The following is a 21,256-nucleotide window of genomic DNA, read 5'->3' on the forward strand; positions in this document are numbered from 1 at the left end:
GCAACAGCATAACTGTTGCGCTTCTTTTATTTAACCGCTTTCCATTCTGGATGTAAGGTTAAATAAGTTTCGTTAAGTGACTTTTGCTTTGGATGCACAGTTAGGGCTACACTTTTCTTGTTTACAAATTCAAAACCTATCCCGTCTGGTTTCGAGTCGTATATAAAAATGGTATCCTTATCCGGATTCAAATAAGCAGATAAGATTTCCATAGCCGGAAATTTCATTTTGGTATCATTTAAAGTTCTGCCCGTTCCAAAACCATCCTGAGTTTTGTATAAACCGGAAGTAATTCTGATTTGTTTAACCTCTTTTACCACCATATTACTATCCCGGTAAGCAGAATAAATGGCTAGTTCGTCCTTTCTATCACCTTTGGACACCTTGCCATACCAAATTCCCCAGGCTTTACCCATCGCCGCATCACCATCGTCAGCATTACCTGTTTTCTTAAATACTTCCTGCATATCTTCTCCAATGGAAATTTTTCCTATGGAAATACCCGGCACAATTAAAAACCGTTCATCAACAATTTTACCCGGTCCGGATTCAATGCTGGCAATAGAATCAGCTTTATGATTAGAATTAGTTGATGACTGACATGCGGCTAAACCCAAACTTAATCCAAAAACAAAGAATTTTAACGTTTTCATCTAAAACTTAATTAATTAACAGCCTACATTCTCTATATTTTTGATCGCGTATAGTTTAATTTAACAACCCATGCTGAAAATTGTGTTCAGAAATTAATAAGAGCGAAGAATTTTGGGCTTTATTTTCTAATTTTACAAGCTTATGGAAAACAAAACCATCGCCCGCACACTTCGCCTTTTATCGCAATTAATGGAATTGCATGAAGAAAATCCCTTCAAGATAAAATCAGTCGCTAATGCCTATTTTAAAGTAGATAAATTACCGTTTGCAATAAAGGATAAACCATTAGATGAAATCGATCAGATTGAAGGTATTGGTAAAGGTTTGGCAACTAAAATTATCGAGTTACTCCAAACCGGCACCCTTAAAGAGCTAAATGATTTTATTGAAAAAACACCCGAAGGTGTGGTTGAAATGCTTGCCATTAAAGGAATTGGTCCTAAAAAGATTTTCATTATCTGGCGGACTTTAGGTATTGAAAGCATTGGCGAACTTTATTATGCCTGTAACGAAAACCGGTTGATAGAAGCGAAAGGCTTTGGCCTAAAAACGCAGGAAGAAATTAAAAAAGCCATTGAGTTTAAACTGGCCGCAAATGGTCGGTTTTTATATGCACAAGTCGAAAGTTTCGCAAATTCATTATTCACTCAATTTTCCGAATGGCTGATTAAAGTAGATTTACATGCCTCATTAGGTTTTGCAGGTCAATATCGCCGCTGTTGCGAAATTATTGATGAATTGGAAATTGTAATCGGCGGAGAAAATTTAATTAATATTACGGAGTCATTAAATGCTTTTGAACCCGTTTCATTTATTCAGGCTGAAGATTCATTTATAGCGACTACGGAGGCCGGATTAAGAATAAAACTACATCTGGTTGAAAAATCATCCTTTTACCTCGAATGGTTCAAACAAACAGGTAATGCCGAACATGTAGAAAAAGTATTAAAGCTTGCGGGTTCGGGACCGTTTACTACTGAAAATGAGATTTACAGCAAAGCTGGCCTGGCTTTTATTGAACCTGAACTAAGAGAAGATTTTGACGAAATAGAACTGGCCAAAGCAAACAAATTACCTTCATTAATTACTTACGCAGATTTAAAAGGCAGCCTGCACAACCACTCTACCTGGAGTGATGGTGTACACACGCTGGAAGAAATGGCTGTTTATTGTAAGGATACGCTAAAACTCGAATATCTGGGTATTTGTGATCACTCTAAAACTGCTGTTTATGCAAAAGGACTAAATGAGCAACGGGTTTTTGGTCAACACCAGGAAATTGATGAGTTAAATAAAAAATTAGCCCCTTTCAAAATTTTTAAAGGCATTGAAAGTGATATTTTGAGTGATGGTTCGCTGGATTATTCAGACGATATTTTAAAAGCCTTTGATTTTGTTGTCGCTTCTGTTCACAGTAATTTAAGAATGGACGAGCAAAAAGCCACAACACGTTTATTAAAGGCTATTGAAAATCCATACACGACAATTTTAGGTCATCCAACCGGCCGGTTGCTATTAAGCCGGGCCGGTTATCCAATCGATTATAAAAAAGTTATAGATGCCTGTGCAGCAAACCAGGTCGTTATAGAAATTAATGCAAACCCTTTACGTTTAGATTTGGATTGGCGCTGGCACCGCTATGCACTTGAAAAAGGTGTTTTACTATCTGTTAACCCTGATGCACACCGTACAGAAGGTTTCCGCGATATGCATTATGGCATTTTAGTTGCCCGTAAAGGCGGTTTAAGTGTCGATAAATGTTTAAACGCCCTTTCTGTTGAAGAGATTTCGAGCTATTTTAATAACAGAGCTAAGGCGATTTAACAGCCATTATACTTATATTTGAGCCCATTAATAACGAAACATGTTAGCAGATAAACTTTATAACGCCTATAAAACAAAGTCGAAACCAAACGTACTCGTAATAGGCGATTTAATGTTAGATCATTACATTTTTGGCTCGGCAAACCGCCTGTCGCCAGAAGCACCTGTACCCGTTATTAACATCAATAAGGAAACTAAAATTGTGGGCGGAGCGGCTAACGTTGCCAGCAACTTGAAAGAATTAGGTGCCAATGTTTATCTGGCCGGTTTAACCGGTGACGATATTTATGGTGAAGAAATTAAATCTATTTTAGATTCGAACCAAATTGATACCAGCCTGATTATAAAAGATAATACACGCCTTACCACTATTAAAACGAGGGTAATTGCCGGCAATCATCACATTGTAAGAATTGATAAGGAAGACATTCATGAGATTTCCAAGGAGCTTGAAAGTATTTTTCTGCAAACGGTTGAAGAATGTATAAAAAAAGCTGACATCATTATCTTATCCGATTACAATAAAGGTTTATTAAGTCAAAATTTGTGTTTAAGGATTATTGAACTTTGTAAACAAAACAATAAAAAAGTTGTTGTAGACCCTAAAGGACTGGATTACAGCAAATATCAGGGTGCTTATATTATTAAACCTAACCGCAAAGAGTTAGCCGAAGCATCTAAAACAGAAAGAATTACCAACAATGAAGCTTTGGTAAAGGCCGCAGATGTTATTTTTAAAATTACACAGGCAGAATATTTAGTTGTGACCCTATCAGAGGCCGGGATTGCCATTATAAGTAATCAGGCACACAAAGTTATTCCGGTGGTGGCAACTGAGGTTTACGATGTAACCGGAGCGGGCGATACGGTTATTGCTACTCTAGCTTATTGTCTTGCAATGGGTTTTGATATCGAAGAAGCCGCAACAATTGCCAATTATGCTGCCGCTATTGTAATTAAACACATTGGCAGTGCAACCACCACAATCGAAGAAGTTATTCAATCACTTGATAAATGATATTAAACGAGTTAAACCATCATAAACAAACCATCGATAAAGTAATAGCAGAAATAATTCCTCAAATTGAAGAGGCCTGCAAAATACTGATCGAAACCATTAATTCAGGTTCAAAAGTTTTGTTGGCAGGAAATGGCGGCAGTGCAGCTGATGCTCAACACATTGCAGCCGAATTAACTGGTCGTTTTGTAAAAGAACGCATTGCTTTACCTGCACTTGCCTTAACCGTTGATACCTCAGCTCTAACGGCGATCAGCAATGATTACGGTTACGAAAAAGTTTTCGCCAGACAAGTTGAAGCCTTTGCAAAGCCTAATGATTTATTCATCGCCATATCAACCAGCGGCAACAGTGGCAACATTTTAGCTGCACTTGAAACAGCAAAAAAATTAGGCTGTAAAACCATTGGCCTTTCCGGGAGAGGTGGCGGAGCCATGACGGGTTTATGCGATGTAAATATTATTATTCCAGAAAATAATACGGCCAGAATTCAGGAAATGCACATCCTTATCGGGCATATTTTATGTACCGCAGTAGATAACTTATACTAAAATGGGCAGAGATACAGCAAAGGTACTTAAAGATAAAATACTTAATCCGGACAACCTGAAAGCGAAAATTGAGGACTGGAAAAATAAAAATCAAAAGATTGTTTTCACAAATGGCTGTTTTGATTTGCTTCACCCGGGCCATATTGCCTATTTAAATGAAGCCGCCAGTTTGGGGGATAAATTGATTATTGGCTTAAATACCGATGCGTCTGTAAAAAAGATTAAAGGAGAAAACAGACCTGTAAACAACGAATATAGCCGGGCACAATTGCTTGCCGCAATGTTTTTTATAGATGCCATTGTTCTTTTTAATGAAGACACGCCTCTTCAACTAATCCAAACCATTGAGCCTGATGTATTAGTAAAAGGGGGTGACTATAAAATTGAAACTATTGTTGGGGCTGCAGAAACACTGGAAAAAGGAGGAAAAGTAGAAGTACTTTCTTTTTTACCGGGTTACTCCTCTACTGCCATCATAGAAAAAATTAAAAAAGAGGGTTGAATTTGAAAACACCGACAAAAATTTTAGTCATAAGGTTTAGTTCAATGGGTGATATTATTTACACTACCCCTGTTGTGCGCTGCTTAAAAGAGCAAATACCAGGTGCTGAAATACATTTCTTAACCAAAAAAGAGTTTCAATACATTTACCAGAACAATCCTTATTTAACTAAACTTCATACTTTAAAGGCAACCCTTAAAGAAACGATTGCAGATATTAAGCAAGAGAAATTTGATTTAATTGTTGATTTGCACAATAATCTGCGTACTTCAATTATTAAATTATCCACCAGTATACCGGCCTTAACTTATAAAAAAGACAGACTAAGCAAATTATTCGTTCTAAAATTCAGGTGGACAAGTTTTATAGATCCAAGGCATTTGGTAGAAAGGTATCTGGATACCGTGAAATCTTTGGGGGTAAAAAACGACAATAAGCCCATTGATTATTACATTGCCAAAAGTTATAATCTAAGTGATTTTTTACCTGAAAGTCATCAGCAAAAGTTTGTAGCCTTTATTATTGGTGCTACACATTTTACCAAGCGGCTTCCGAATGATCAGATTATAGAAATTTGTAAAGAAATTAATCTTCCCATTGTTTTATTGGGCGGTCCTGATGTTAAAGATAATGCCGAAATCATTAAAAATGCAGTTGGTAATACTATTTATAATACTTGTGGAATAACCAATCTGGATCAATCTGTTTTTTTGGTCTCTAAAGCACATAAAGTAATCGGCTTTGATACCGGACTTACTCATATTTCTGAAGCATTTAACAAACCACTGGCCTCTATTTGGGGAGGCACAACACCCGATTTGTTAGGTGTACAACCTTATAAAATTACAGATTCTTTAATAGCAGGCATAGATTTAGATTGCAGGCCCTGCTCAAAGTTTGGCCTGGAGAAATGTCCTTTGGGGCATTTTAAGTGTATGAAAAACATTCCTAACGAAATGGTTGTTGATTTTATTAATAAATAGAAGATTATGAAGCAATTGTTATTGGTTAGACATGGGAAATCGGATTGGGGAACTGCAGCACAAACTGATTTTGAAAGACCACTAAATAAAAGAGGTAAAGAAAATGCACCTGAAATGGCTGAAAGGCTTTTAAAGCGTGGTTTTAAATTCGATTTAATGGTAAGTAGCCCGGCAAAAAGAGCATTAACAACCGCTAAATATTTTGCTGAAGCTTATCAAACAGAAAATATTAAACTGGAAAAATCCATTTACGAAGCCAATACCACCACCCTGCTCAAAATTGTTAATGAATTTGATGATGCCACAGATACAATAATTATGTTTGGTCATAACCCGGGTTTTACAGATTTTGTAAACGAATTAAGTGAGGCTAACATTTACAATATCCCGACTGCAGGCATGGTTTTAATTTCTTTTCCTTTTGAATCCTGGAAAATGGTTAGTCGTGGTACCGGAGAAATGATTTTCTTTGATTATCCAAAAAACAGTGACGAAATGTAAATTAATTTCTATGTCATGCCGAGGCTTGGAGCATCTGTAAGTTAAAGGGATGCTTCGTACCTCAGCACGACAGAAACTAGCATTTTTGACAAGATGCACAGTATTTACAACCTAAACCCGATTGTACGAATGCCGATTTTTTCTATCGGCAGCAGGTAAAGCGGGACTTGCAGCCCCAAGAATTACTGAACAAATATTTCCAAAATAAAAAATAGCTTATTTTGGGTTATTTTATAACAAATGGAGTAAAATTATATCAGATTCAAATATTTCTTTATCTTTGACTATATAAAAAACGAAATCTGGCAATAGACATTTCGGTGAATTCATAACCTAAACTCCTTTGGTTATTTCATAATTCGTATCGCCGGGTTCATTATCTATTAATTTATCCATACATGAGTTTTGATTATAATACAACACGCAGTCAGCTGATTTTATCAGAATATGGCCGCAATGTTCAAAATATGGTGAAGTACATTTGCGAATTACCAACCATTGAAGAACGTAATAAATATGCCCAGGCCGTAATTGACCTGATGGGCTTTTTACAACCGCATTTACGTGATGTGGCTGATTTTAAACACAAGCTTTGGGATCACCTGCATATTATTTCGGGTTACCAGATCGATGTGGACAGCCCCTATCCAAAACCTTTGATCGAAAATGCATACATCAAACCTGCTCATATCGGTTATCCGCAGCAAAGAATTACTTATAAGCATTATGGTAAAACCGTTGAAACGCTGATTGAAAAAGCCATGCGTGAAGAAAATCCGGAGCAAAAGAAAGCGATGGTACAGGGTATTGCCAATTTTATGAAAATGGCTTACGTTACCTGGAATAAGGATAACGTTTCTGACGAAACCATTTTAAAAGATTTACATGATTTATCGGGCGGGTTATTGCGTTTGGAAGAAAATGTAAATTTGGCAAAGGTTGAATTCAGACAACAAAATCCTCGTCAAAATAACAATAACAACAATCGCGGTAGAAATAACAATAACAACAATGGCAAAAACCGCCAGAACAACAATAACCGCAGACCAAACAACAACAATAAACCTAAATATTAACAATTAACGTTGTTCTGAATTGATTTAAGGGTATTAAAAAGATGCCGGAATCAATTTGCATAACGAATGAGTTAGAAAAACAAAAATATATGAACGCATTTGAAATAACAGGCGGAATTAAATTAAAAGGCGAAATTACCCCTCAGGGTGCCAAAAACGAGGCTTTACAGATTTTATCAGCTGTATTGCTTACTGAAAAGAAAGTAACCATCAGCAATATTCCGGATATTAAAGATGTAAATAAACTGATTGAATTATTGGGCGATCTTGGTGTTATTGTTGAACGCATTGATAAAGACACTTATACTTTTGAGGCCAAAAACATTGACTTAAATTTCTTCGAATCGGAAACTTTTAAGGCTAAAGGTGGTGGATTACGCGGATCGATTATGATTGTTGGTCCTTTGCTGGCTCGTTTTGGTAAAGCTGCAATACCAAAACCTGGTGGTGATAAAATTGGCCGCAGAAGATTAGACACTCACTTTATCGGTTTCGAAAAATTGGGTGCTAAATTTGTTTACGACAGCAAAAAAGCATTTTTTAATGTTGATGCAACCAATTTAAAAGGTGCATACATTTTATTGGATGAAGCATCGGTAACCGGAACGGCTAACATTGTTATGGCTGCTGTTTTGGCTAGCGGTACAACCACAATCTATAACGCAGCCTGCGAGCCGTATTTACAACAACTTTGTAAAATGCTCAACCGCATGGGTGCAAAAATTTCGGGCATCGGCTCTAACTTATTAACCATTGAGGGGGTTAAAGTTTTAGGAGGTACCGAACACAGAATGTTACCGGATATGATTGAAATTGGTTCTTTTATTGGTTTAGCGGCCATGACAGAATCTGAAATTACGATCAAAAATGTTTCTTATGATGAACTGGGTGTAATTCCTGAGGTTTTCAAAAAACTGGGTATTAAATTAGAACGCAGAGGTGATGATATTTATGTACCCTCACAAAAACATTATGAAATTGATACTTTCATTGACGGATCTATCTTAACCATCGCTGATTCGCCTTGGCCGGGTTTTACCCCTGATTTATTAAGTATTGTTTTGGTGGTGGCAACACAGGCAAAAGGAAATGTTTTAATTCACCAGAAAATGTTTGAAAGCCGTTTATTCTTCGTGGATAAACTAATTGATATGGGTGCTCAGATTATTCTTTGCGATCCACACCGCGCAACTGTTAATGGTATTGATAAAAAATACAAACTTCGTGGAATCAGCATGACTTCTCCTGACATCAGAGCCGGAGTTTCACTATTAATTGCAGCATTATCTGCTGAAGGTAAATCGACCATTTATAACATCGAACAAATTGAGCGTGGCTATCAGGACATTGATACTCGTTTACGTGCGTTAGGTGCGCAGATTAAGCGTGTTAACGCAGATGCGCCGAGTCATTAAGTTTTAAGTGGTAAGTTTAAAACAGAAAGACTAAAGTTTAAAGTTAAAATAGCAATATGCAAAACCGCCGGATAAAAATTTATCCGGCGGTTTTATATTTTCTCGTCATTACTTCGTACCTGGCAATGACGAACGTTTTACTATTTATTTTTATGTGGTTTTTCTAACCTGATATTGCGTTAATAATATCGTACTGGGTAATAATCTCAATTTTACCCGCCTGGTCTTCAACTAAAACAGCTGAGTTTTCTTTATTAATCATTGCTGAAATCTTATCGATTGAAGTATTTAAATCCACAAATGGAAAAGTTGCCGTCATAATTTCAGAAACCGGTGCAGATTTTAATCCCGGATTTTCCAATAAGGCAGTTAAAATTTCACTTTCCGCTATTTTACCTACAATCATACCTTGCTGGGTAACCGGAATTTGTGAGATATTCATTGATTTAATGGTATTAATGGCTTCCAAAACTGTTTTTTGTGCATCAAGGGTTACTATTTCTGTACTTTCCTTTTTAGCCAGGATAGACTTTGCGGTAAGTTTTTCATCTTGTAAAAAGCCTCTCTCACGCAACCAATCTTCGTTATACATTTTACCCATATAACGGCTTCCGTGGTCATGAAAAATCACAACCACTACATCTTCTGGTTTTAATTTGTCTTTTAACTGAATTAATCCAGCAATAGCCGCACCAGCAGAGTTCCCTACAAATATCCCCTCTTTACGGGCAATATCACGGGTCATTAAAGCAGCGTCTTTATCTGTTACCTTTTCAAATAAATCAATAACATCAAAATTGACATTGGCAGGCAAAAAGTCTTCTCCAATACCTTCAGTGATGTAAGGATAAATTTCATCTTTATCAAAAATTCCGGTTTCCTTGTATTTTTTAAAAACAGAACCGTAAGTATCAATTCCCCAAACCTGAATATTTGGATTTTGTTCTTTTAAATATCTTCCGGTTCCGGAAATGGTACCACCCGTGCCCACGCCAACAACCAAATGCGTAATTTTTCCTTCTGTTTGTTTCCAGATTTCAGGTCCTGTTTGTTCGTAATGTGCCTGAGAATTCGCTAAATTATCGTATTGGTTTGGTTTCCATGAATTTGGAACTTCACGCTCTAAACGGGAAGAAACCGAATAATAAGAACGCGGATCTTCAGGCTCTACATTAGTTGGGCAAACAATTACTTCGGCACCAAAAGCACGCAAAGCATCAACTTTTTCTTTCGATTGTTTATCTGTTGTGGTAAAAATACATTTGTAACCTTTTATAATGGCAGCCATTGCAAGGCCCATACCCGTATTTCCTGATGTACCTTCAATAATGGTACCGCCCGGTTTTAATTTACCGCTTTTTTCTGCATCTTCTATCATTTTAACAGCCATACGGTCTTTAATAGAATTACCAGGATTGGTTGTTTCAATTTTAGCCAGAATCGTTGCAGGAATCGATTTTGTTATTGTATTTAATTTAACCAGTGGCGTGTTGCCAATCGTTTCTAAAATATTATTATACCACATGGCGCAAAATTAAGCAATGGCATTAAGTATTTTATAAATTAATATTTATTTGAAACATAATTTTGTAAATCGATTTTAATAGAAATTAAATTTTATAATCTATTATCATGATAGGCATTATAGATTGTTTATTGGGCAAATACAATTTATGACCTTAAGCCATTTTATAAATTTTGCCCGGCAGTGAAACGATTATACCCTGCATTTCTAAAGTCAGCACAACAATTGCAAGTTTACTTTGCTGAATATCCAGTTCAATTGCAAGTTCATCGATAGCCTTTTGGCCCTGCTGCAAAACGTCAACAACTTTTTGCTCGTTAGGGGTTAAATCAAGTTGCAAAGTTGTTTGCAAACGCGGTTTCTTTTCGCTTATCTCATCATCCCAACCCAGGTAATAAATTAAATCTCTTGCATGATTAATTAAACCAGCCCGGTTTGTTTTGATTAAGAAATTACAGCCTTCAGAAAAAGCATCATTTGTTCGACCGGGAAAAGCGTAAACATCTTTATTATAAGAATTAGCAATTTCTGCAGTAATTAACGCCCCACCCTTTTTAGATGCCTCAACAATAACCGTAACGTCAGACATCCCCGCAATAATGCGGTTTCTTTGCGGGAAATTTTGACGATCGGGATTGGTTAAAATTGGAAATTCTGTTAATAAACCTCCATTAAGTACCATATTTTGAGCAACACTTTTATGCGCCTTAGGGTATAACCGATCCAGCCCATGACCTAAAACCCCAATAGTTGGAATTTGATTGTGGATACATTCTTTATGTGCAGACACATCAATACCATAGGCCAAACCACTTACCACCAACACATTATAGGCAGTTAAAGTCTCTATTAATTGCTGACAAAGCGCTTTACCATAAGCAGTTGCATTTCGCGTACCCACCACACTGACAATGCGTTTATGGTTTAAATCAGCCTTTCCCTTAAAATATAAAAGAATGGGTGAGTCAAAACAGTTTTTAAGGCGTTTAGGGTAGTTCTCATCCGAGAAGAATAAAACTTCTATGCCGTGTTTTTCAACAAACTCCAGCTCCTCCTCTGCTCTTTTTAAAGCATTTGTTCCTAAAATTGCTTCAACGGTCTTTTCGCCAACACCCGGTACCTGCAACAATTGCCTTTTAGTTGCAGAAAATACATTTTCAGCACTTCCACAATAGGCTAATAAATTTTTAGCTGTAGCCGGTCCAACCGTTTTTATAAAAGTTAATGCAATTTTGTGGAGCGTACTCATTAATTTTTAAGTTAAGGTAAAATAAATACATGGGATGATTTATTGCCTTATAACCACTTAAAAATCGATATCTATTAAGCTTTTGAGCGGAATATGAATATTGTTTTTTAGCTGGATATATTTTTCTGTTACAGCCCAAACCGTTGTATCTACACGTTTTGGGCCTATTGTAGTATTAAAGGTTATAACTGCTTTTCCTTTAAATTCATTTCCTAATCTTTCTACTGTTGCTAATTTGTCTTTAAATTCTTCGGTGTGATCTTCTTTAGCACTTATAATGTTCAAATAACTTATGTGTTCTTTCTCTATCAATTCTACTGACATGGTATCTCTTTAACGATTAATGTTAAACAAGCTTATCAAAATTTAATAAATTATACAACTTTTATATGCTTTCAATTGTAAAATTTATAGAACAAAAAAAGCCCGCATATTCATTATAAACGGGCCTATCAATGGTTATTTATAATTTATCTTTTAGCGCCCGGTATTCTGGTTTCTACCATACCTTTAAATTCGTGATCTGTAAGCTCTAAACCTGCAGATTTACCGCTTGATATGCCAGAAGTACTGCTTATTTTATTATTGCTTTGAACGTAAGAAAAATTACCAAAAGTGCTATAATGCAATGCCTGAGACAATAAATTTTCTGCTGGATCACCAAAATCTACGGCTATATTATCCGTGATTTCTCTATCTACTGTCATTCCACTAAAATACTCACCAAAGTTAACCGAGTTTTTAGTTTGGAACTGAGGAATGTATAAATCATTTTTATCAATACGGATAGAGAAAAATCCAACGGGTTTACCATAAGTGGTTGAACCAATTAATTTCACATCCATTACCGGCTTTAAATTATTAATTAATAACTCACTTGCAGAAGCCGTATAATTGGTAACCAGAAAATAAACCCTGGTTAAGTTATTCAAAGTACCCCGTTTTTTAAATACTTCCTGATTTCCGGCCGCCTGGGTTGGCTTATAAGAGTTGTCAAACATAGAATAAAGTATGCCCTGATAATAAAACTTCTGATTTTCTAAAATCGTGGCTTTACCATCCTGCATGGTTTGCGTCCAGTAAGTTGTGTACATTACTTTGCCATTTTGTGATGGCGGCGCAATTAAATTCGTAAAAGCATCTGCAGTAGCTACAGATCCACCTCCATTATAACGTAAATCAACCACCAGCTCGGTAATACCATCTGCGGCAAACGTTTTAAAAGCTTCATCTAATCTTGGTAATGCATTTGTAGTAAAGCTGTTAAAAACTATATAACCTACTTTTTTTGACCCTGCTGTATAGGTTTTACTAAATAAAATCGGATTAATAGCATAGGTTTCACGGGTAATCGTTACATCAAAGGCTGTGCCCCCCGAGGGAGGTACGAGTGTTAAAGAAACAGATGGATTTGATCCAAAAATAGCATTATTAAGAAAATCTATATTACTGTTTACCCGGGCAACATTAGGACTTCCATTAACTTTTGTAATTCTGTATCCTCTTTTTACACCTTGCTTATCTGCGGGAGAGCCTAAATAAACATACCTTATTCTTAAAATATCATTGCTGTCAAAGTTGGCCGAAAAACCATAGTCTCCGCTTACACCACTTAATTGTCCGGCAACCGAACCATCATCAATAAAAGAATACTTATCCTTTCCCCCATTACTTTTTAAAGCCCGGATAGCGGCCACAACACTTTCGTTAGATGCATAACGGCGAGGGTTAAAATCATCGTAAGAAGGCATTCCAACATTCCAGAAATAGGTTTGTTTGGCATAGAGAAAAATAGAATCTTTTGTTAAAAGATTCCTATCCGTTGTTGGAGTTTGTAAATTATTGGTTTCGGGAGCTGCCGGAGTGCTTTCTTCTGGCCCCGGTTGACTATTATTTTTTTTACATGAAGCCGTAAAGCCTAAAACAACAACCAAAACGCACAAATAAATCTTTTGTGCAATAGATTTTCTAAACATATCACCTGTAAATTTCCTGTGACACAATATACGGCAAATTAATTAATTTAGATTGTTGCTCATCTAAATTATTTGCACCAACAACCAACACTTCATTTTCAGTTAAGTCATTGCTGGTCAATATGCTTCCAAATATTTGAGATTTAGGTAAATTGAGCTCGTCAGCAAAGAAAACCGTTAAATACTGCTCCAAGCCATTCCACTCTGTTTGTTTAATTTTATTTAGCTGTTCCTCAGGATTTCCGCTGGTTACGATAAAAATTTTCTTCCGTTCAATCACCAGTTCCTGTAAAAACTCAAGCATGTTTTTATACAACAGAAGTTTCAATGGCAAACGGGCATTTTGATGCAGCAATTCAAAATTATTACGATAAGTTTTATCCAGATTAAACTGAGCGGCTGTTTTTTCAAATATCTCATATTCGCCCTCATTTTCATACGTTAACCGCATAAATCCGATTATTTCTTTTGCATCTTTCTGTTCAATATATTCTATAAATTGTGCAAAAAGATAGTAAACCTGAAGCAGATAATCTTTAGATGGAAAAAGCACATCATCCAATTCAAATATTACAATTTTCTTATCTTCAGCGTATTGATACCCATCCATACTTATATTGTAAAAAGTTTAAAATTTGTAGTATCACTATTAAATCCGAATACGCCATTTAAATCTGCCTCCTGATTTGCTGGAAGCGTTTCGTTGGTTGTAAAAATTAGTTCGCCGTTTATAAAAACAGCAAAATCAGTATATTTTACCTTTTCAGCATGATTATAATCTCCCAGTTTCTCCAGTGAAGGTAAAAGTACCTGGATGCCATATTCACCAAATAAAACTGCCGATTTTGCTAAAGGCTCTATTTCATAGTCATGCAGTGGAATAATAGAATCTATTGACTCGGTAATGCAAAAGTTTAGTAAAATATGAGCAATACTATCTTTATTAAGCACACCAAGAGAGGCAAAACCATAGTGTTCCGTTAAAATTCCGGGTACATCGCCATAATCTGCAAGCAGCATAAAATGACCAGGGAATGCTTTTAATAGTTTTAAGGTTTTGGCATTGTTGCCACCGGTAATAAGTATTTTCAAGATTTAATTTTAAATTTTATAAATGATTTAAATAGAGAAGAGCGCAGTTAAATTACACTAAACAATTAGCCCGTCTTTCATACTCACTACCCTGTCGCTCGTATCGGCCAGGTGCTCATTGTGCGTTACAATAACAAAAGTTTGTTTAAAATTATCTCTGAGGCTTACAAATAACTGATGCAAAGCTGAAGCATTTTCTGAATCCAGATTACCGGAAGGCTCATCTGCCAGTACAATAGACGGTCTGTTAATTAAAGCCCGGGCAATGGCCACACGTTGTTGTTCGCCTCCAGAAAGTTGATTAGGTTTATGATCAGCACGTTCTTTTAAACCAAATAAATCTAACAGCTCAATAGCCCTTAATTCGGCCTGTTTTTTCCCGGTTTTAGCAATAAACGCAGGAATACAAATGTTTTCTACTGCACTAAATTCGGGAAGCAAATGATGAAACTGAAAAACAAAACCTATATTCTGATTGCGAAAATTGCTGAGCAAATTACCATTTAATGTACTAATGGTTGTTCCTTTAAGCTCAACAACACCCTGATCAGGTTTATCAAGTGTACCTAAAATATGCAGCAATGTGCTTTTGCCCGCCCCTGATGGTCCAATGATACTCACTATCTCCCCTTCCTCAACTTCAAAATTTACACCTTTCAAAATGGAAAGTTCTCCGTATGATTTTCTTATTCCTGTGGCTTTTAGCATGGCCAAATTTAAGAAAAAAGCTTAAAGGCAAAAGCGCTAAGCCTAATTGAAATATTTATTAAAATAAAATTTGCAGTTTTCAATTTCTTATTTAACTTTGAAAAACAAAGCACTTTTAAAATGAGCAATAAAGAAGAACAATTAAATGCGTTAAAAGATATCAGACAAATGATGGATCGCTCCTCTCGTTTTATATCTTTAAGTGGTTTATCTGGTGTTTTTGCTGGCGTTATTGCACTTATTGGTGCTTATTTTGCAAATGATGAAATAAACAAATTTATAAATCAACGCGGTTATGCTTACGGTGTGGCTGGCGAATTGGACTTAGAATTTAACCTGATTAAACTCGGTTTAATTGTTTTAATTGTTGCCCTGGCTGGCGGTGTTTTATTTACTTATAGAAAAAGTCAGCGAAATAATTTGCCAATATGGGATAAAACTTCAAGGGCCCTTCTTTTTAATTTAGCAATTCCTTTAGTAGCCGGCGGTTTATTTATTATCGCATTACTGATTAACCACCCAAATACTTATAGCATCATTGCACCTTCCTGTTTAATATTTTATGGTCTGGCCCTAATCAACGCCAGTAAATATACCTACAGTGATATTCGTTATTTAGGTTTATGCGAAGTGATTTTAGGGCTTGCGTGTATGTTTTATGTAGGTTATGGATTAATTTTTTGGGCTATTGGCTTTGGTGTTCTGCACATTGTTTACGGACTTTTAATGTATTTCAAGTACGAAAGAGGTAATTAAGATGAAGAACCCAATAGCTGATTTAAATAAAATATTCGATAGCAGAATCAGGCTTGGCGTAATGTCGATGCTGATTGTGAATAACGATATTGCTTTTAATGATTTAAAGCAAATGCTTGAATTAACGGATGGAAATTTAGCATCACACCTGAATACCCTGGAACAAGCTGAATTTATTAAAGTGCGTAAAGGTTTTATTGGTCGAAAAACCAGTACCACCTACTCCATTACTGAATTGGGTAAACAAGCTTTTAAAGCACATTTAGATGCACTTGAAAAAATGATTAAAAAACTATAATATATTTTTTTGACTATACGCTTTGAAATTCAAAGCACTTTTAAAACAAATGATAATGAAAAATAAATCCAACCGCTTACTATTATCTGCCCTGCTGGGCGGTTTACTGTTTAGCTTTCTATTTTGGGAAGAAAGATTAGCCCTTAACCTACTTATTTACAGTATCTACTTAATCATAATAACTTACCTCAACCCTGAAGTAATTAAGGATACCAAATTCAAAATTTATGGGCTGGCGCATCTTTTGGCTGCTATTTTAGTGGTGGTTAACAATTCAGGTTTAACGTTAGTAAGTTATTATATGAGCCTAATGCTATTTATTGGTTTTAGCCATAATCAACAATTGCGAACGGTTTTTATGGCTTTTTTTACTGCTATTTTACAAATGATAACCGTTCCTTTTAATGTAATTAGGAATTTGAGTGAGGTATCAATCGGTAACTTCAATTTAAAACCAGTTTTCAAATTTGTTAAATACATTTTTATACCTGTAGTAATCGTAGTTATTTTTACCTGTCTATATTCTGCTGCGAGCAGTGTTTTTGCACATTATGCCGAAACTTTCCTGACCAATATTGCAAAGTTTTTTGAAAACATATTTGGCTTTATTTTTGAAGATCTGAGCTTTGGACGTTTCATGCATTTTTGCTTTGGATTAATGGTTACGGGAGGTTTAATACTTGCCTTTTTTGATAAAAGTCTCCAAAAAATTGAGCTAAACTTTAAAGAACAACTATTTAGAATAAGAAGAAACCTAAATCAAAAAACAATCTGGTATGAATTTACAAGTGTTTTTACTGGTAATTTATTAACCAAAAAACTTGCCCTTAAAACTGAGTTAATTACTGGCCTCATTTCTTTCGGAGCCTTAAATTTTCTTCTGCTGTTTTTAAATGGTATAGATATTTGGTGGTTATGGCTGGGAAAAGGAAAAAATCTAGCTGAAACCAATTATTCGGCAGAATTACATGACGGTACCAATGCTTTAATTTTCAGTATTGCTTTGGCCATGGTTGTTATTATTTACTTTTTTAGAGGGAACCTTAATTTTTACAGTAAAAGTAAAACGCTAAAAGTATTGACTTATGTATGGATGGTTCAAAATATCATTCTAATTATCTCAGTTTTCATCCGCGATGCTTATTATATCGAATATTATGGTTTAACCCATAAAAGAATTGGTGTTTTGGTTTTTGCCTTGCTCTGCATCATCGGTTTAGCCACTGTCTATTTAAAAGTTGCAAAGCAAAAAACGCTATTCTATCTGTTTAAAGTAAACGGTAATATTTGGTTTGCATTATTATTAGTTTTTAGTACCATAAATTGGGATGTATTGATAGTGAAATACAATTTTGCTCATGAAAGCAGCATAGCTGTTGATCCGGATTATTTAATATCTCTATCTGATAAAACCTTACCTGTATTAGATAAAAACAGAGAGAAACTTCATGCTACCTCAAGTAAAGCCCCTAATCTTACCGAAAAAAGAGCTATAGCGCCCGAAACCAACTATCAAAAAATGCTCGATCAAAGAATCGGCTACTTTAAAGAACGCTATGAAAAAGTAAGCTGGTTATCATGGAACTTTCAAGACTGGAACACGGCAGAATATTTTGGTTTGAATAAGAAATAAATGAAAAAGCATCACAAAGTAATTGCCATGACATTAGCGCTTATTGCCCTATTGTGGTTTATGTTAAGTTATGCCACCCAGGTTGTATTCAATATCGCAATTAACGAACCTCATACTAAATAAGATGTTATGAAAATACATAGCTCAGTTTATTGGAAAAATTATTTTACCAGCAATTCTAAAATTATAAGAGTGGACTGGTCATTAAAGCCTGATTTAACAGATTTTGAAAGAAAGAGTATTTTAAAATCTTTACAGGCATGGCAACTGGGCGAAACCTCTGAAGGTGAACACCTGCTTCATACTGCAAAAAAATACGCAGCAACTATTGACGATGATGAGTACCCAAATGCCGTGAAACTTTTTATTAAGGAAGAGCAAAAGCATGGCCATAACCTGGGCCAATACCTGGATTTAATTGAGGAACCAAGAATAAAAAAAGACTGGGGCGACACACTTTTTAGAAAAATAAGATACTTTAATACCAACATGGAGTTATGGACTATTGCTGTAATTACGGTAGAAAGTGCTGCCCGGATCTTTTATCAGGCACTTAAAGATGCAACAAACTGTAAATTACTAAAACAAATTTGCACTGATATTTTAATTGACGAGGCTGCTCACATTACTTTTCAGAAAGAGCGTCTGTATATAATTTTCAACCAAAAAAATGCCTTTCCCAGATGGCTAGCATACTATGCTTACTCTTGTTTTTATATCTGTACAAGTTTGGTGGTATGGTTTGGCCATAAAACCTTGTTTAAAGCGGGCAAGCTCAATTTCTTTAGGTATTTCAGTAAAATGAGGTTTAAACTAAAAAAGGTTGCAGGGAAATCTGTTTTATATGAGCCTAATGAATTTGAAAACCAACTAACTAAATTTTCACAAACCACTTATTTATAAAAATAATTTATGAACTCCGATCAGAATATATAACTTATAATAATTTAACCTCTTGCCTTTGCTAAACTTTTGTTGGATTTAGTTTTTTCCTGGTGCAAGTTGTATCGGGAAAGCAAAGGTTTACTTATAAACATAACATTCACAAAATAATTTCAAAATAAATATAAAACATCATGGAAAATCAAAAAACAATTAACCACTCTACGCAAAGAATGACTATTATTTTAATTGTAGTAGCATTAATATTAAGCATTCCGTTAATAGCCATGCAGTTTACAAACGAAGTAAAATGGGGCTTATTCGATTTTGTGGTAATGGGTGCATTACTGTTGAGCACAGGTTTTGCTATAGAGCTTGTAATTAGAAAAGTAAAAGCCGGCACTTTAAGAACCGTATTATTCTTTATCATTTTATTGGCCTTGTTTCTCATTTGGGCAGAACTGGCTGTAGGCATCTTCGGAACACCATTTGCGGGAAGTTAAAAACATTCAAAAGATCGGGTATTATTAATAGTTATAAAGTCAATTCGTCAAAAGCTATATTTCTTGTTAAATAAACCCGATATAAGCAAATCCTGATTTTCATCGGAAGCAGCATTAGCAGGACCGAAATTCGCGATTAACATAAAACATTCATTTTCTTAAAAAAAGGAAGGCTTGCTATTTGTTTAAAGGCTTTAGAATTGTAGCTTTGGGCAAATTTTGTAGCAAATGAATATTCACGAATACCAGGGTAAACAAATATTAAAAAGTTTCGGTGTTAACGTTCAAGAAGGAATTGTTGCCGATACTCCAGAGCAAGCTGTAGAAGCGGCAAAGCAATTGAAAATTGATTACAATTCTGACTGGGTTGTAATTAAAGCACAGATCCACGCTGGTGGTCGCGGTAAGGGCGGTGGTGTTAAATTAGCCAAAAACCTTGATGAAGTTAAACAACGCGCAACCGATATTATTGGTATGCAGTTAATTACTCCACAAACCGGACCTGAAGGTAAAAAAGTGAACAAAGTTTTAGTAGCTCAGGATGTTTACTATCCAGGTGCTTCAGAAACTAAAGAATTCTACATCTCTGTATTGTTAGACCGCGCTAAAGGTCGTAACATTATTATGTACAGTACTGAAGGCGGTATGGATATCGAAGAAGTTGCTGAACATACTCCAAACTTAATTTTCAAAGAAGAGATCGACCCTAAAGTTGGCTTACAAGGCTTCCAGGCCCGTAAAATTGCCTTCAATTTAGGTGTTAGCGGTGGTGCTTTTAAAGAAATGGTTAAATTTGTAACCGCTTTATACAAAGCTTACGAAGCGACTGATTCTTCAATGTTCGAAATCAATCCGGTGTTAAAAACATCTGACGATAAAGTAATTGCAGTTGATGCTAAAGTTAATCTGGACGAAAACGGCTTGTTCCGTCACCCGGATTATGCAGCAATGCGTGATGTTACTGAAGAAGATCCGATGGAAGTTGAAGCAAGTGCTTCTAACCTAAACTTTGTTAACCTTGATGGTAACGTAGGTTGTATGGTTAATGGTGCTGGTTTAGCTATGGCAACTATGGATATTATTAAATTAGCTGGTGGTGAGCCTGCAAACTTCCTTGACGTTGGTGGAACTGCAAATGCACAAACCGTTAAAGCAGCTTTCAATATTATTTTAAAAGATCCTAACGTTAAAGCCATCTTAATTAACATTTTCGGTGGTATTGTTCGTTGTGATCGCGTTGCACAAGGTGTAATTGATGCATATAAAGAAATTGGTAACATTCCGGTTCCGATTATCTGCCGTTTACAAGGTACAAATGCTGAAGAAGCTAAAAAATTAATTGATGAATCAGGACTTAAAGTTTACTCTGCAATTGCTTTAAAAGAAGCTGCTGACTTAGTAACTAAAGTTTTGGCTAACTAAGGCTTAAAGCAGAAAAACTAGCATAAGACTAGTTATATAAAATATAAAACCTTTCAACTTAGTTGGAAGGTTTTTTTTTGACCCTTTGAAAAAGTAAAAGCTTACATCTTCTTTAAATTTCTTATAGGGTGAATATTTATAAAAGCTATGCTCAATACATTTTGGTTACGATGGTACTGCTCTCACCGTAATACTTTTGATAAATTCTTGTCATGCTGACGACAGGAAGCATCTGCAGCCGATGAAACAGATGCTTCGTACCTCAGCAGGACAATATGAAAGAGGAAGTAAATCTTTCTACAAACAATAATTAGGAATTAAATAAGAGTTGAATTCACCAAGTAATCTGCTTTATTTGTCATCTCCAGAAAAACAAATACCTTATAGCGTATAAAAATCTATAACAAAAAATCTGAGCGATGAAGAGAGTTCAATAATAAGTGCCTGCACTTTTAAAATTTCAACATTTTGAATTTTTTGAAAGTCATATTTTTCTAATCATTATGTTGTAAATTCAAAATATTATTTATTTATAATCAGAAAATAATTATCTTAATTCAATAAAAAATGAACGATAAACAACGAACACAATGACAGTCTTATAATTTATGACAAAAAAGTATTTGGAATGATTTTTGTAGTAAGTAAAACTGTAAAAAAAGTGTGTAAACGGTAACATTTTCAGCAT

The 21,256-nt window shown here is 35.4% G+C and carries 23 protein-coding genes; 15 read left to right on the top strand and 8 right to left on the bottom strand.

Features of this window, described 5'->3' with window-relative positions; genetic code table 11:
- Nucleotides 1–26: 26 nt before the first annotated feature.
- The gene (locus O0955_RS09875; RefSeq protein ID WP_269427383.1) at nt 27–653 is read right to left on the bottom strand and encodes a hypothetical protein; all 627 of its coding nucleotides are present in this window, start codon (nt 651–653) and stop codon (nt 27–29) included.
- 142 nt (nt 654–795) lie between these two features.
- On the opposite strand from O0955_RS09875, the gene O0955_RS09880 reads away from it, so the two are divergent.
- The 8 genes from O0955_RS09880 (at nt 796) to murA (ending at nt 8,524) form a co-directional block, all read left to right on the top strand.
- The gene (locus O0955_RS09880; RefSeq protein WP_269427384.1) at nt 796–2,478 is read left to right on the top strand and encodes a DNA polymerase/3'-5' exonuclease PolX; all 1,683 of its coding nucleotides are present in this window, start codon (nt 796–798) and stop codon (nt 2,476–2,478) included.
- Between the two features lie 40 nt (nt 2,479–2,518).
- Nucleotides 2,519–3,496, top strand: coding sequence for a D-glycero-beta-D-manno-heptose-7-phosphate kinase (gene rfaE1, locus O0955_RS09885; protein WP_269427385.1), 978 nt, complete (start codon nt 2,519–2,521; stop codon nt 3,494–3,496).
- On the top strand, nt 3,493–4,047 hold the full coding sequence (locus O0955_RS09890; RefSeq protein WP_269427386.1) for a D-sedoheptulose 7-phosphate isomerase: 555 nt from the start codon (nt 3,493–3,495) through the stop codon (nt 4,045–4,047). The genes rfaE1 and O0955_RS09890 overlap by 4 nt, the downstream gene beginning before the upstream one ends.
- A gap of 1 nt (nt 4,048) precedes the next feature.
- Nucleotides 4,049–4,549 carry a D-glycero-beta-D-manno-heptose 1-phosphate adenylyltransferase gene (gene rfaE2 / locus O0955_RS09895; protein WP_269427387.1) on the top strand — a complete coding sequence of 167 codons (501 nt, stop codon included), beginning with the start codon at nt 4,049–4,051 and terminating at the stop codon, nt 4,547–4,549.
- 44 nt (nt 4,550–4,593) lie between these two features.
- The gene (locus tag O0955_RS09900) at nt 4,594–5,532 is read left to right on the top strand and encodes a glycosyltransferase family 9 protein (protein ID WP_269427388.1); all 939 of its coding nucleotides are present in this window, start codon (nt 4,594–4,596) and stop codon (nt 5,530–5,532) included.
- 6 nt (nt 5,533–5,538) lie between these two features.
- Nucleotides 5,539–6,033 carry a SixA phosphatase family protein gene (locus O0955_RS09905; protein WP_269427389.1) on the top strand — a complete coding sequence of 165 codons (495 nt, stop codon included), beginning with the start codon at nt 5,539–5,541 and terminating at the stop codon, nt 6,031–6,033.
- Nucleotides 6,034–6,431: 398 nt separating this feature from the next.
- A complete protein-coding gene (locus O0955_RS09910; RefSeq protein ID WP_269427390.1) occupies nt 6,432–7,109 on the top strand; it encodes a DUF4290 domain-containing protein in 678 nt (225 codons plus the stop codon).
- Between the two features lie 89 nt (nt 7,110–7,198).
- Nucleotides 7,199–8,524 carry a UDP-N-acetylglucosamine 1-carboxyvinyltransferase gene (gene murA, locus O0955_RS09915; protein WP_269427391.1) on the top strand — a complete coding sequence of 442 codons (1,326 nt, stop codon included), beginning with the start codon at nt 7,199–7,201 and terminating at the stop codon, nt 8,522–8,524.
- 163 nt (nt 8,525–8,687) lie between these two features.
- Here the strand turns inward: murA and O0955_RS09920 are convergent, their stop codons facing one another.
- The 7 genes from O0955_RS09920 to O0955_RS09950 form a co-directional block, all read right to left on the bottom strand.
- The gene (locus O0955_RS09920) at nt 8,688–10,049 is read right to left on the bottom strand and encodes a pyridoxal-phosphate dependent enzyme (protein WP_269427392.1); all 1,362 of its coding nucleotides are present in this window, start codon (nt 10,047–10,049) and stop codon (nt 8,688–8,690) included.
- A 154-nt stretch (nt 10,050–10,203) separates the two neighbouring features.
- Nucleotides 10,204–11,298 (bottom strand): DNA-processing protein DprA, encoded by a 1,095-nt coding sequence (dprA, locus tag O0955_RS09925; RefSeq protein WP_269427393.1) that lies wholly within the window; start codon nt 11,296–11,298, stop codon nt 10,204–10,206.
- 57 nt (nt 11,299–11,355) lie between these two features.
- A complete protein-coding gene (locus O0955_RS09930) occupies nt 11,356–11,622 on the bottom strand; it encodes a hypothetical protein (protein WP_269427394.1) in 267 nt (88 codons plus the stop codon).
- Nucleotides 11,623–11,768: 146 nt separating this feature from the next.
- Nucleotides 11,769–13,274 (bottom strand): S41 family peptidase, encoded by a 1,506-nt coding sequence (locus O0955_RS09935; RefSeq protein ID WP_269427395.1) that lies wholly within the window; start codon nt 13,272–13,274, stop codon nt 11,769–11,771.
- A 1-nt stretch (nt 13,275) separates the two neighbouring features.
- Nucleotides 13,276–13,884, bottom strand: a complete 609-nt coding sequence (locus tag O0955_RS09940) for an HAD family hydrolase (protein ID WP_269427396.1) — start codon at nt 13,882–13,884, stop codon at nt 13,276–13,278.
- A 2-nt stretch (nt 13,885–13,886) separates the two neighbouring features.
- Complete coding sequence (locus O0955_RS09945) at nt 13,887–14,366, bottom strand: ATP-grasp domain-containing protein (RefSeq protein WP_269427397.1); 480 nt, start codon at nt 14,364–14,366, stop codon at nt 13,887–13,889.
- A gap of 57 nt (nt 14,367–14,423) precedes the next feature.
- Nucleotides 14,424–15,074: an ABC transporter ATP-binding protein gene (locus tag O0955_RS09950; protein ID WP_269427398.1), complete on the bottom strand. Its 651-nt coding sequence runs from the start codon at nt 15,072–15,074 to the stop codon at nt 14,424–14,426.
- Nucleotides 15,075–15,194: 120 nt separating this feature from the next.
- Here O0955_RS09950 and O0955_RS09955 point away from each other — a divergent pair, with 120 nt between their 5' ends.
- From O0955_RS09955 to sucC, 7 genes are all read left to right on the top strand, one after another.
- The gene (locus O0955_RS09955; protein ID WP_269427399.1) at nt 15,195–15,830 is read left to right on the top strand and encodes a hypothetical protein; all 636 of its coding nucleotides are present in this window, start codon (nt 15,195–15,197) and stop codon (nt 15,828–15,830) included.
- A 1-nt stretch (nt 15,831) separates the two neighbouring features.
- A complete protein-coding gene (locus O0955_RS09960) occupies nt 15,832–16,128 on the top strand; it encodes a winged helix-turn-helix domain-containing protein (RefSeq protein ID WP_269427400.1) in 297 nt (98 codons plus the stop codon).
- Between the two features lie 55 nt (nt 16,129–16,183).
- A complete protein-coding gene (locus tag O0955_RS09965) occupies nt 16,184–17,761 on the top strand; it encodes a DUF4153 domain-containing protein (RefSeq protein ID WP_269427401.1) in 1,578 nt (525 codons plus the stop codon).
- Nucleotides 17,762–17,884: a hypothetical protein gene (locus O0955_RS09970; RefSeq protein WP_269427402.1), complete on the top strand. Its 123-nt coding sequence runs from the start codon at nt 17,762–17,764 to the stop codon at nt 17,882–17,884. It begins immediately after the preceding gene.
- 6 nt (nt 17,885–17,890) lie between these two features.
- Entirely contained in the window at nt 17,891–18,664 is a 774-nt protein-coding gene (locus tag O0955_RS09975; protein ID WP_269427403.1) for a ferritin-like domain-containing protein, read from the top strand.
- Nucleotides 18,665–18,837: 173 nt separating this feature from the next.
- Nucleotides 18,838–19,146 (top strand): hypothetical protein, encoded by a 309-nt coding sequence (locus O0955_RS09980; RefSeq protein ID WP_269427404.1) that lies wholly within the window; start codon nt 18,838–18,840, stop codon nt 19,144–19,146.
- Between the two features lie 228 nt (nt 19,147–19,374).
- Nucleotides 19,375–20,568, top strand: coding sequence for an ADP-forming succinate--CoA ligase subunit beta (gene sucC, locus O0955_RS09985; protein ID WP_269427405.1), 1,194 nt, complete (start codon nt 19,375–19,377; stop codon nt 20,566–20,568).
- Nucleotides 20,569–21,256: the final 688 nt, after the last annotated feature.

This window comes from Pedobacter punctiformis (genome assembly GCF_027213715.1).
Lineage (GTDB): Bacteria > Bacteroidota > Bacteroidia > Sphingobacteriales > Sphingobacteriaceae > Pedobacter > Pedobacter punctiformis.

Excerpts from the sequence above, each read along its gene's own strand:
- O0955_RS09980 (WP_269427404.1), top strand. The coding sequence starts at position 18,838 with ATGGAAAATCAAAAAACAATTAACCACTCTACGCAAAGAATGACTATT.
- dprA (WP_269427393.1), bottom strand. The coding sequence starts at position 11,298 with ATGAGTACGCTCCACAAAATTGCATTAACTTTTATAAAAACGGTTGGA.
- O0955_RS09880 (WP_269427384.1), top strand. The coding sequence starts at position 796 with ATGGAAAACAAAACCATCGCCCGCACACTTCGCCTTTTATCGCAATTA.
- murA (WP_269427391.1), top strand. The coding sequence starts at position 7,199 with ATGAACGCATTTGAAATAACAGGCGGAATTAAATTAAAAGGCGAAATT.
- O0955_RS09930 (WP_269427394.1), bottom strand. The coding sequence starts at position 11,622 with ATGTCAGTAGAATTGATAGAGAAAGAACACATAAGTTATTTGAACATT.
- sucC (WP_269427405.1), top strand. The coding sequence starts at position 19,375 with ATGAATATTCACGAATACCAGGGTAAACAAATATTAAAAAGTTTCGGT.
- O0955_RS09975 (WP_269427403.1), top strand. The coding sequence starts at position 17,891 with ATGAAAATACATAGCTCAGTTTATTGGAAAAATTATTTTACCAGCAAT.
- O0955_RS09970 (WP_269427402.1), top strand. The coding sequence starts at position 17,762 with ATGAAAAAGCATCACAAAGTAATTGCCATGACATTAGCGCTTATTGCC.
- O0955_RS09900 (WP_269427388.1), top strand. The coding sequence starts at position 4,594 with ATGGGTGATATTATTTACACTACCCCTGTTGTGCGCTGCTTAAAAGAG.
- O0955_RS09960 (WP_269427400.1), top strand. The coding sequence starts at position 15,832 with ATGAAGAACCCAATAGCTGATTTAAATAAAATATTCGATAGCAGAATC.
- O0955_RS09920 (WP_269427392.1), bottom strand. The coding sequence starts at position 10,049 with ATGTGGTATAATAATATTTTAGAAACGATTGGCAACACGCCACTGGTT.
- O0955_RS09875 (WP_269427383.1), bottom strand. The coding sequence starts at position 653 with ATGAAAACGTTAAAATTCTTTGTTTTTGGATTAAGTTTGGGTTTAGCC.
- rfaE2 (WP_269427387.1), top strand. The coding sequence starts at position 4,049 with ATGGGCAGAGATACAGCAAAGGTACTTAAAGATAAAATACTTAATCCG.
- O0955_RS09890 (WP_269427386.1), top strand. The coding sequence starts at position 3,493 with ATGATATTAAACGAGTTAAACCATCATAAACAAACCATCGATAAAGTA.
- O0955_RS09910 (WP_269427390.1), top strand. The coding sequence starts at position 6,432 with ATGAGTTTTGATTATAATACAACACGCAGTCAGCTGATTTTATCAGAA.
- O0955_RS09940 (WP_269427396.1), bottom strand. The coding sequence starts at position 13,884 with ATGGATGGGTATCAATACGCTGAAGATAAGAAAATTGTAATATTTGAA.
- O0955_RS09955 (WP_269427399.1), top strand. The coding sequence starts at position 15,195 with ATGAGCAATAAAGAAGAACAATTAAATGCGTTAAAAGATATCAGACAA.
- rfaE1 (WP_269427385.1), top strand. The coding sequence starts at position 2,519 with ATGTTAGCAGATAAACTTTATAACGCCTATAAAACAAAGTCGAAACCA.
- O0955_RS09905 (WP_269427389.1), top strand. The coding sequence starts at position 5,539 with ATGAAGCAATTGTTATTGGTTAGACATGGGAAATCGGATTGGGGAACT.
- O0955_RS09950 (WP_269427398.1), bottom strand. The coding sequence starts at position 15,074 with ATGCTAAAAGCCACAGGAATAAGAAAATCATACGGAGAACTTTCCATT.
- O0955_RS09965 (WP_269427401.1), top strand. The coding sequence starts at position 16,184 with ATGAAAAATAAATCCAACCGCTTACTATTATCTGCCCTGCTGGGCGGT.
- O0955_RS09935 (WP_269427395.1), bottom strand. The coding sequence starts at position 13,274 with ATGTTTAGAAAATCTATTGCACAAAAGATTTATTTGTGCGTTTTGGTT.